Source organism: Saccharothrix longispora (assembly GCF_030852425.1).
GTDB lineage: Bacteria > Actinomycetota > Actinomycetes > Mycobacteriales > Pseudonocardiaceae > Actinosynnema > Actinosynnema longispora.
Genome location: NZ_NSDM01000040.1, coordinates 1 through 4548 on the forward strand (window position 1 = coordinate 1; position 4548 = coordinate 4548).

Below are 4548 nucleotides of genomic sequence, written 5' to 3' on the forward strand. Positions count from 1 at the left end.
ACGCACCCGAACAACCCCACCCCACGCCGCCCCGTCCACCACCACCGCGTCCACCGCCACCCGCGCGTCCTCCCGGAACGGCTCCGGCAACGCCCGCACCAACTTCCGCACCGCACCCCGCACCTGCGCCGACATCCCCGCCACCGGCCCCAACAACAAGAACAACGCCCGCGCCTCCGACGAGGTCAACCCACTCAGATCCGTCCGCGCACGCCCCACCAACCGCCAACCCCCACCACGCCCCGGCTGCGGGTACACCGGCACACCCGCCGACGACAACGCCTCCAGATCACGACGCGCCGTCGCCACCGACACCTCCAGCTCCGCCGCCAACTCCGCCGCCGTCACCCGACCCCGCACCTGCATCAACAACAGGGCAGCCACCAACCGGTCCGCACGCATGAACCCGATTCTCGCCCCCAAAGTGCTCACTCGATGAGCACTTCACCGTCCACGCTCACCACCAGGACACCGGACGACAGGGGAGTAGGACATGCTTCGCGGACTCACCACCACCACCTTCTTCGCAGACGACCTCGACGCCGCCTCGGCCTGGTACAGCGAGTTCTTCGGCCTCCAGCCGTACTTCCGCGTCCCCGGCGGCTACATCGAATGGCGACTGGGGGACTACCAGCACGAATTCGGCATCGTCGCCACCGCCCACGCACCCCACGACGTCCACCGCGGACCCGCCGGTGCCGTCACCTACTGGGCCGTGGACGACCTCCAGGCCACCCTCGACCGCCTCATCGCACTCGGCGCCCGCCCGCACGACCCGCCGACCGTCCGGGGCGAGGGCTTCGTGACCGCCGGCGTCGTCGACCCGTTCGGCAACGTCCTGGGCGTGATGGCCAACGCGCACTACTTCGACGTGCTGGGGAAGCGGGCCTGAACGACTTACTTAACATAATGTAGATTATCGGCGTTACGGAACACCTGGTGAGCGGTCCCGGACGAGGACCGTCCACACAGGCCGAACGCACACCCGCCGACACGCGCACCGCACGGCGACACCGGCACCGCCGACGCCGCGCGTCGCGTGCGCGCCCGCAGCACCCGCGACGCGGGCACGGACGGACAGGCACCCGCCGGGCGGCTCCGGGCGAGCCGCCCGGCGGTGGCGTGCCGACCTCGGGAACGCCACCCGCGAAAACGTCACAGTGACGGATCAACACCGGCACGGTGCCGGCCGTCGGGCATCGGCGGACGACGCACCGACGGGCACCGGCCAACCGACGATGATCAGACGCCCGGCCCACCCCGAGCCTCCGACCCTTGTTCCGACCTCGTGCCCGCGCGGCGACGGCCGGAGCGCGACGTCGCGGACACGCGTAGCCGAGGGTTCGGGGCGTCCGGTTGCGGCCGCCGGGAGGGGCATCCCCCGATCGCGGTCCATCCCCTTCCGGACCCATAAATGATGGATAATCGCCATTATCCATGAAAGATGGGAGGTTCCGGGGTGACGATCGCCGGTTTTGTCGGTGCGGTGCGGTAGGAAGATCGACATGCGCGTTATCGCCGCTCAGGAGCAGTTCTTCCTCGCCCGCAGGCCGCGGAAGGACTCGCCGCACACCACGGCCGCCTACCGCCGCGACCTGGCGGGGATCACGGCGTTGTTGGGCGAGGTGTTGTCCACTCCCCCGGCCGAGCTGGTGATCGAGGACCTGTCGGCGGGGAACCTGCGCGAGGCGTTCGGCGTGTTCGCGGATTCGCACGCGAAGTCGTCGGTGTTGCGGGCGTGGTCGACGTGGAACCAGTTCTTGACGTTCTGCGTGGCGGAGGACCTGGTGCCGGGGAATCCGATGGGTGCGGTGGCGCGGCCGAAGACGCCGCCGTTGGTGCCGAAGCCGTTGCGGGGCGAGGACACGCCGGAGCGGTTGTTGGCGGCGGTGGCGGAGGGGGCGCGGCAGGGGCGTGATCCGTGGCCGGAGCGGGATGTGCTGGTGCTGGCGTTGGGGTTGGTGGCGGGGTTGCGGTCGGCGGAGATGCGGACGTTGACGTTGGCGTCGGTGGTGGGTCGGCCGGGTGAGCGGCGGTTGCACGTGGCGGGTAAGGGGAATCGGGATCGGTCGGTGCCGATCGAGCCGGCGATGGATCGGGTGATCGAGGAGTATTTGGCGTCGTGTCGTCGGCGTTTTCCGCAGGGGCGGTTCGATCGGGGGTCGGCGTTGGTGCGGGATCGGCATGGGGAGCCGATCGGGCGGGGTGGGTTGGAGTACTTGGTGCGGTCGTGCTTCCGGTGGGCGGGGTTGCACGACCGGGTGCCGTCGGGGGCGAATCTGCATGCGTTGCGGCATACGTTCGCGACGCGGTTGGCGGAGGATGGTGCGACGGCGTCGGAGATCATGGCGTTGTTGGGGCATGCGTCGTTGGCGACGTCGCAGAACTACATCGAGGCGACGGCGCGGGAGCGGCGTGCGGCGGTGGCGGGTAATCGGACGTATGTGTCGTTGGGGCGGTTGCCTCGGCGGGATTAGGTGTCCTCTCCCCTGTTCTGCTTGCTGGGTGGTGGTGGGTGGTGGAGAGGGCCGTTAGGGCTCTTGTGGGGGCTGCCGAGTGGCGTCTTCGTTGTGGGATCGTTAGTCCGTTCGTGTGGTGTGCTGGTGCGGAATCCGGGTGTAGCGGGAAGTCTCGTGGCATGAGGTCCGTGTGGCGTGGGGCGATCTCCTTCGGGTTGGTGACGATCGGTGTGCGGTTGTACACGGCGACGGAGGAGCATGATTTCCGTTTTCACCAGGTGCATCGGGGGGACGGTGGGCGCATCCGGTACAAGCGGGTGTGTCAGGTGTGCGGTGAGGAGGTCGCGTACGCCGACATAGCGAAGGGTTACGAGTTGGATGACGGTCGTCTGGTGGTGATGGACGACGAGGATTTCGACAAGTTGCCGATCAACACGGATCATGCGATCGACGTGTTGGAGTTCGTGCCGGCGGAGGAGATCGATCCGATCTACTTCCAGAAGGTGTACTACCTGGAGCCGGACAAGGCGGCGACGCGTCCGTACGTGCTTCTGCGGACCGCTTTGGAGCGCAGTGGGCAGCTCGCGGTGGTGAAGATCACGGTTCGTCAGCGGGAGACGTTGGCGATGGTGCGTGCGCGTGGTGACCTGTTGGTGATGCACACGATGTTGTGGCCGGACGAGGTCCGGAAGGTTGATTTCGAGTTCCTGGATTCGGATGTGGAGGTGCGTCCGCAGGAGTTGAAGATGGCGGCGTCGTTGGTGGAGTCGATGGCGGGGTCGTTCGATCCGGGTGATTTCACGGATGACTACACGGATGCGATGCGGAAGTTGATCGAGGCGAAGGCGGAGGGTGCGGAGCTGCCGGAGCGGCCGGAGTCGGGGGATTCCGGTGAGGTGATCGATCTGATGACGGCGTTGGAGCGGAGTGTGGAGGCGGCGCGGTCGTCGCGGGGTGGGCGTTCGGCGGGGAAGAAGCCCGCGGGGGCGAAGAAGTCGGAGTCCGGGTCGTCTTCGGGGTCGGGGTCGGCGGGTGGGCGGAAGGCTCCGGCGAAGAAGAAGGCGAAGCCGGCCTGAGGCCGTGGCGCGCGGGATGGGTGGGGATCTTTCGGAGTACCGGCGGAAGCGGGTTCCGGGGCGGACGCCGGAGCCCGTTCCGGCCGAGGGTGCGGTGTTGCCGCACGGTGGTGATGACACGTTCGTGATCCAGGAGCACCACGCGTCGAGCCTGCACTGGGATGTGCGGTTGGAGCGGGGTGGGGTGTTGGTGTCGTGGGCGGTGCCGAAGGGGTTGCCGTCGGAGCCGGGGACGATCCGGTTGGCGGTGCGCACCGAGGATCACCCGTTGGAGTACGCGTCGTTCTCGGGGGTGATTCCGAAGGGCGAGTACGGGGCGGGGCGGATGGTGATCTGGGATCGCGGTCGCTACGAGGTGGTGAAGTGGTCGGACCGCGAGGTGGACGTGGTGTTGCGCGGGTCGCGGGTGGAGGGCGAGTTCGTGTTCTTCCGCCGGTCGGGTGGGGGGAAGGAGTGGATGGTGCGGCGGCGGCACGGGGCGGTGCGGCCGGATTGGGTGGCGTTGCCGGAGTCGTTGTCGCCGATGTTGGCGACGTCGGCGGCGGGGTTGCCGGAGCCGGGGGCGGGGTGGGCGTTCGAGTTCAAGTGGGACGGGGTGCGGGCGCTGGCGCGGGTGGAGGGCGGCCGGGTGCGGTTGGTGTCGCGGTTGGGCAATGACGTGACGGGGACGTATCCGGAGTTGCAGGGGTTGGGTGCGCAGTTGGGTGCGACCGAGGTGGTGTTGGACGGCGAGGTCGTGGCGTTGGCGGGTGGTCGGCCGAGTTTCGCGGCGTTGCAGCAGCGGTTGCACGCGACTGCGGCGCAGGCGCGGCGGTTGGCGGGTCGGGTGCCGGTGACGTACCTGGTGTTCGACGTGTTGCACCTGGACGGCTCCCCCACGTTGGGCCTGCCGTACGAGCGGCGGCGGGAGTTGTTGGAGGGGTTGGGGTTGGCGGGGGCTCATTGGGTGGTGCCGCGGTCGTTCCCGGGTGAGGGTGCGGCGGTGTTGGCGGCGTCGCGTGAGCAGGGGTTGG

General features: G+C 68.7%; 5 protein-coding genes. 4 read left to right on the forward strand and 1 reads right to left on the reverse strand.

The annotated features are described in order from the left end of the window. The coding region (locus tag CKY47_RS36690; protein ID WP_306750988.1) for a helix-turn-helix transcriptional regulator at positions 1-402 on the reverse strand (402 nt) is incomplete at its 3' end. A 91-nt stretch (positions 403-493) separates the two neighbouring features. On the opposite strand from CKY47_RS36690, the gene CKY47_RS36695 reads away from it, so the two are divergent. From CKY47_RS36695 to CKY47_RS36710, 4 genes are all read left to right on the forward strand, one after another. After that, positions 494-892, forward strand: coding sequence for a VOC family protein (locus CKY47_RS36695; protein ID WP_306750989.1), 399 nt, complete (start codon positions 494-496; stop codon positions 890-892). 613 nt (positions 893-1505) lie between these two features. Next, positions 1506-2477 (forward strand): tyrosine-type recombinase/integrase, encoded by a 972-nt coding sequence (locus CKY47_RS36700; RefSeq protein ID WP_306750990.1) that lies wholly within the window; start codon positions 1506-1508, stop codon positions 2475-2477. A 200-nt stretch (positions 2478-2677) separates the two neighbouring features. Next, a complete protein-coding gene (ku, locus tag CKY47_RS36705) occupies positions 2678-3535 on the forward strand; it encodes a non-homologous end joining protein Ku (protein ID WP_442638278.1) in 858 nt (285 codons plus the stop codon). Positions 3536-3551: 16 nt separating this feature from the next. Further along, the coding region (locus CKY47_RS36710) for a DNA polymerase ligase N-terminal domain-containing protein (protein WP_306750992.1) at positions 3552-4548 on the forward strand (997 nt) is incomplete at its 3' end.

Excerpts from the sequence above, each read along its gene's own strand:
- CKY47_RS36695 (WP_306750989.1), top strand. The coding sequence starts at position 494 with ATGCTTCGCGGACTCACCACCACCACCTTCTTCGCAGACGACCTCGAC.
- CKY47_RS36700 (WP_306750990.1), top strand. The coding sequence starts at position 1,506 with ATGCGCGTTATCGCCGCTCAGGAGCAGTTCTTCCTCGCCCGCAGGCCG.